Source organism: Tissierella sp., assembly GCF_052089545.1.
Lineage (GTDB): Bacteria > Bacillota > Clostridia > Tissierellales > Tissierellaceae > Tissierella_A.
Genome location: NZ_JBQDAA010000157.1, coordinates 1 through 5,774 on the forward strand (window position 1 = coordinate 1; position 5,774 = coordinate 5,774).

The following is a 5,774-nucleotide window of genomic DNA, read 5'->3' on the forward strand; positions in this document are numbered from 1 at the left end:
AAAAACTTTCTGAAAATTCAAATAAGCTTCAAGAAATTGCAGAAAACCCGAAAACATTAGAGAAGGTAAAAGTTATAAGTCGTGAGGAGGAAGATTTAAATAAATTCAAAACCGAATTAGAGTCTATTAAAGATTTGAAAGCCTCAGTCGATGAAAAGGATTTCATAGATTCTGTATACATAAATTCTATTGTAAGTAAAAAGCCTAAAGATTTATTTTTTACCAGTATTAACATTAATACTGGTAACATAAGTATAACGGGAGCTTCTAATAATCGCTTGAGTGTAGCTGAACTTGGACAAGGACTTAAAGATATAGAAAACTTTAAAGATATATTTATATCTAGTGTTACAAGAGAGGAAACAGTTTATAATTTTGATTTAGAAATAGATTTAATTGGGGAGGCTGAAGATGGAATTATCGAAGAGGAAATTGAAGAATCAGAAGAAGCACAAGAATAAAATTAGGGAGCTGACAAATAAAGAAAGATTTCTTATAACTCTTTTAGCTATTGTTATTTTATTCTGGGTTAGCTTTAAATATATAATAGATCCTCAAATCTTTGAAATTAGGACCTTGGAAACCCAAATAAATGATTATACTTTTAAAATCGAAGAAAACAATAGAATGTTTAAAAGTTGGGACTCGATAGTTGAAGAAAGAAATTCCTTGTTTTTAGAAAAACAAAATATAGAAAAAGACTTTTTCAAAAGCTTGAGCCAACCTGAAATCATATATGTATTAAATAATCTTCTATTAGAGAGTAATATAGTGATGGAGGGTATAAGATTTAATAAATCATTTACTGAAACTTTTAATGAAAAAGAAATTCAAAGGATGGATATTTCTATACCGTTTGAAGGAGATTTTAAGTCTTTGAATGAAACGATAAAAAATATAGGAAAAGAAACTAGAAAGATGATTATAAGTAGTATAGATATGGAAAAAGGTGAAAAGACAGAAATTGCTGGCAACATAAATTTAGGAATTTATAGTTTAAGTGGAATAGTAGATAAAAAAGAAGATATTATAATAGAGATAACAAATGATAATAAAATTGACCCTTTTATTCCATATAAAGGATATGTGGATCCAAATAAACAGATAGAAGAAAGTGAACAAACTTCTGAATTGGAAAACCCACTATCTGAAGATGAGAAACTTACGGGAGGAAAAACTGTAGATAAATCAACATATCCTACTTATAAAGCTGTTAAAGGAGATAATATATCTTTTATTTCTAAAAGAAAATACGGAACGGAAAAATATGTTGATGAGATATTAAGTTTAAATGGCATGAAAAGGTCTAGTATACTTCCTATTGGAAAAGAATTAAAGCTTATTGAAAAATAATTTTCTTTAATGGAGGCTTTTTATATGAATAATAAGAGAGGTTATACTTTAGTTGAACTTGTAGTCATTATTGCTATTCTTGCCATAATTGTAATAATGACTATTCCCAATACTGGATACTTTAAATCTATGATGGAGAGTAGTGAGTTAAAAGAATTTAAAAGGGATATAATGTTTGCCAGAAATAAAGCTATAGTAGAATCTAAGATATATATCCTAAAACTGATGAATGACGATAATGGATATATAGTTAAAAGTAGCTCCAAATCAGGATTTGAAAAAATTAAATACTTTGAAAATGGAATTGTATTAAATAAAAACAATAATTGTGATGATATACACTTTAATTCAAACGGTACTGTTTCAAATGCTAAGACAATTAGTTTACATGATAGAAAAGGAAAAGAATATAGATTAGTTATTACTCCAATCAGAGGTCTTGTTGATATTAAAGAATCTGATAAATAAAGGGGATAATTCTATGAAAAGAGGACTTATATTTTTAGATATAATTATTGGTTTATTTATAATTGGACTTATAGTAGTGGTATCATTTCCAACTTTATCTTTGATAAGTAAGAGTTTTGAAAAATCGAAAGAAATGACAGAATTGATTTATGTAGCAGAGAGTACAATAGAAAGTTTGAAATTTAGAGATGAGAAATCTATTAAGTTTTTAAAGGATCTTGAAAAAACAGATGATTTAGAAGCTTTATTTTTAGAAGAAGAAAATTATATATCTCGAGTAAAATTATTAAATATACACCCTGACCTATGGTATCTAAGCATAAGTGCTAACAAAAAAGATAGTGAAGGTGGTGGAGCTTATGTTGAAATCAAAGTTACAATTCCAAAATAAAAGTGGCTTTACTTTAATTGAATTAGTTTTAGGACTTGCTATTACATCCATTCTTATAATTACTTTGTACAATTGTTTAAGCTTTGTTTTAACAACAAGTCAGAAAGGTATTGAAGAAGATCAAATACTTTTAAATGGAAGATATATTTTAGAATATATAAAAGAAGATATTGGATCTGCAGATAAAATTATAACTTCATCTAATTTTGAAGGATTAAATAGTACATTTCCAACAAATATAGGTTTTGTAATTTTAAATTTAAAAAAAGATAGAGATGAAAAAACAGGTAAACTACAAGATGCTGTTACATATAGTTATACAACATATTATTTTAAAAATGATAGTATCGTAAGAATAAATACAAAAAAACTCATCCATAAAGACATTATAACAGATACACAAATTTTTAAAAACAAACTACCTAAAGCCAGTGAATTTAGCGGATATAATGCAATTGGATATGATTTATCTTCCGAATCAAAAATATCCTTAAATAAGAGAAACATTATTTCCCTAGATCTATCTTTTAAAAATAATAAATCACAAATTTCAAACTTTAAATCGGATGTATTTATAAGATGCGAAGTGGTGAAATGATATGAATCAAAAATATAAAAATAGAAATGGAAGTATAACTATAATATCTTTATATATATTTATTTTAATATTAACTTCTTCTACGATGTTGCTATATTTCGCTACATTACAAACTTTTTTATCTAAAAATCAATTAGAAAAAATACAATCTAGATATTTAGTAGAAGATAACTTAAATAGATTTATATATGATAAAGAAAATATAGAAAAGTATATAGAAGATCGAATATTTAGGACTTATAGATTAGAAAGAATACCTAAAGGTGGAATATATAATATAAAATTTGAGGAGGGGGATAAATTAAAAGATGATATACAAAAAGCTTCTTTTAGATTAGAAGATATGAATGGGAGGAAAAATATTATTTTATCTATGGATTCAAAATATAAAAACATTAATTCAAATATTGTTGCATCTGGTTCATGCATAAATCAAATATTTGAGTTAAGAAGTCCAATTCTAACTGAAGAAAAACTACCTTATTTAGAAAAAGAATTGTTTTTGAATTTTATGGACAAAATAGAGAAAGAAAATGTTGAATATGATTGCAAATTAGATAGGAATTCAATGAAAATCAATACAGATGAAGATGTACTTTTAGAATTAGTATCTAATACTCCTAGAGATAATAAGATATTTTCTGAAAAAAGATTTGTTTTAGATTCCGATAAAAATAAAGAAAAGATTAAGTTTAAGTATCAATCAATGATTTTAAATTTAAAAAGAGATAAAAATGAAGCTAAAACTTTAACTATTGGAAATTTAGATAATAAAGATTTAATTAAATTAAATGGAGTATTATATATAGAGGGAGATTTAGTTATTAATCAAAACCTTGAATTTTTAGGTTTAATTATAATAAACGAGGGGGATATAATTATAAACTCGTTGACTAAACCTAAAATTCATGGTGCAATTTACTATAAAGGAAAAAATATAGATACTGATAAAATAGATATAATCTATAATCAAGATACAATATATAAAGAAGGTTCATTTTTACCAGGGTTTATAGATATTAAAATTGATACTATAAAAAAATTTTGAATAGTCTAAAATAAAAACTCTTGGCACTTGTGGTAAATACTAGATGTTGGTATAATGATAATTAAGATTGAGAAGTATAATATATAAGTGCAGTTTACGATAGGAGGAAAACCATGATATCAGCAGGGGATTTTAGAAAAGGTGCTACTTTTTTAATGGATGGATATGTTTATCAAGTAGTTGATTTTCAGCATGTAAAACCAGGAAAAGGAGCAGCTTTCGTTAGAACTAAGATTAAAATCGTTATTACAGGGACTATTCGAGATAATACATTTAATCCTACAGAAAGATTTCAAAGAGCAAACATAGAAACTAAGGAAATGCAATATTTGTACAATGATGGAGAACTATATTATTTTATGGACTTGGACACATACGAACAAGTACCGGTAGAAGAAACATCTATAGAAGATACCATAATGTATATAAGGGAGAATGACAATGCAACACTTAAATTTTTTGAGGGCAAAGTTTTCGAAGTAATACCTTCTAATTTTGTAGAATTAGAAGTTACAGAAACAGAACCAGGAATAAAAGGCGACACATCTAGTGGAGCGACTAAACCTGCTACTGTAGAAACAGGACTTACTTTAAATGTTCCTTTATTTGTAAATTTAGGAGATAAAATAAGGATTGATACACGTACAGGAGAGTATATGTCTAGAAGTTAAGTTTATAAAAAACAGGAGGAATGACTATGAATAATTTATTGAAAAAAGTATCTTATTTACAAGGTTTAGCTGAAGGTTTAGGTGTAGATGAAACTAGCAACGAAGGAAAATTATTATTAGAAATAATTGATGTATTAGGTGATTTTACTGAAGTACTAGGAGAAACTGTTGAAGAACAAATAGGTATTGAAGAGTATGTAAACTTTATCGATGAAGACTTATCAGATTTAGAAGATGAATTTTATGATGAATTTGATGAATTCGATGAGTTTTATGATTTTGATGATTACGAAGAGTTTGAATTGGATGATGATTGTTTAGAGTGCGGCGACTCTTGCGATTGTGACAATGAAGAAGAATAAAATATAAGAATGAAAGAAACATAAAATCATATGATTTTATGTTTCTTTTGTTTTTTGGGTTATATTTTATTAAAAAAATCATACAATTAATATAAAGGAGGACAAGGCTATGGATAAAAAAACAGATATTTATGATAATATATGCAAATTTATAAGTAAAGATATAAGTATGGATTTATTGAAAATTTCAAGGAAATATAAAAAAGATATAGAAGAAATTAGACTTAGAAATAACAGCCCTCTTAATATATATATGAATGGTAATAATTATTTTGTATATAAAGATGGTAAGATTTCAAATAAAAATAAAGGAGCATTAATAATAAAAGATGATTATATAAAAAACACATTTAGATTGATTACAAATCACTCGATATATGCTTTCAATGAAGAAATTAAAAATGGATTCATAACTATAAATGGAGGTCATAGAGTAGGTATAAGTGGCAAGGTAATATATGGGAATAATGGAATTGAAAATATAACAAATATTTCTTCATTGAATTTTAGAATAGCTCGAGAAAAAAAAGGAATATCAGATTTTATAATTCCTTATATATTAAATAAAAATGGTGATTTTTATAACACACTTATAATATCTCCCCCACAATGTGGTAAGACAACCTTACTTAGAGATCTTATAAGAAACTTAAGTGATGGTAAAAGTTCTAGATTTGAAGGTTTTAAGATCGGACTTATAGATGAAAGATCGGAAATAGCAGGAATCTATAGGGGTATACCACAAAATGATATAGGTCTTAGAACAGATGTATTAGATGGATGTTTGAAACATCATGGCATAATGATGTTTATTAGATCTATGTCTCCTGAAATTATAGCAGTAGATGAAATAGGAGGAATACAAGATATAAATTCTATAGAT

At 26.1% G+C, this 5,774-nt stretch carries 9 protein-coding genes; all 9 read left to right on the plus strand.

Annotation, left to right across the window (positions count from 1 at the left end; translation table 11 throughout):
* Positions 1-461: PilN domain-containing protein (locus ACTHW2_RS10195; protein WP_442263814.1), on the plus strand; the 461-nt coding region annotated here is incomplete at its 5' end.
* Positions 412-1,353, plus strand: coding sequence for a LysM peptidoglycan-binding domain-containing protein (locus tag ACTHW2_RS10200; protein ID WP_442263815.1), 942 nt, complete (start codon positions 412-414; stop codon positions 1,351-1,353). The genes ACTHW2_RS10195 and ACTHW2_RS10200, both read left to right, overlap by 50 nt.
* A 24-nt stretch (positions 1,354-1,377) precedes the next feature.
* Complete coding sequence (locus tag ACTHW2_RS10205; RefSeq protein ID WP_442263816.1) at positions 1,378-1,821, plus strand: prepilin-type N-terminal cleavage/methylation domain-containing protein; 444 nt, start codon at positions 1,378-1,380, stop codon at positions 1,819-1,821.
* A 13-nt stretch (positions 1,822-1,834) separates the two neighbouring features.
* On the plus strand, positions 1,835-2,212 hold the full coding sequence (locus tag ACTHW2_RS10210; RefSeq protein ID WP_442263817.1) for a hypothetical protein: 378 nt from the start codon (positions 1,835-1,837) through the stop codon (positions 2,210-2,212).
* The gene (locus tag ACTHW2_RS10215; protein ID WP_442263818.1) at positions 2,181-2,810 is read left to right on the plus strand and encodes a PilW family protein; all 630 of its coding nucleotides are present in this window, start codon (positions 2,181-2,183) and stop codon (positions 2,808-2,810) included. Before ACTHW2_RS10210 ends, ACTHW2_RS10215 begins: the two co-directional genes overlap by 32 nt.
* 1 nt (position 2,811) lies before the next feature.
* Positions 2,812-3,858 carry a hypothetical protein gene (locus ACTHW2_RS10220; RefSeq protein ID WP_442263819.1) on the plus strand — a complete coding sequence of 349 codons (1,047 nt, stop codon included), beginning with the start codon at positions 2,812-2,814 and terminating at the stop codon, positions 3,856-3,858.
* 113 nt (positions 3,859-3,971) lie between these two features.
* Positions 3,972-4,529, plus strand: coding sequence for an elongation factor P (gene efp / locus ACTHW2_RS10225; protein ID WP_442263820.1), 558 nt, complete (start codon positions 3,972-3,974; stop codon positions 4,527-4,529).
* 26 nt (positions 4,530-4,555) lie between these two features.
* Positions 4,556-4,891 (plus strand): CD1247 N-terminal domain-containing protein, encoded by a 336-nt coding sequence (locus ACTHW2_RS10230; protein ID WP_442263821.1) that lies wholly within the window; start codon positions 4,556-4,558, stop codon positions 4,889-4,891.
* Positions 4,892-5,000: 109 nt separating this feature from the next.
* The coding region (gene spoIIIAA, locus ACTHW2_RS10235; protein ID WP_442263822.1) for a stage III sporulation protein AA at positions 5,001-5,774 on the plus strand (774 nt) is incomplete at its 3' end.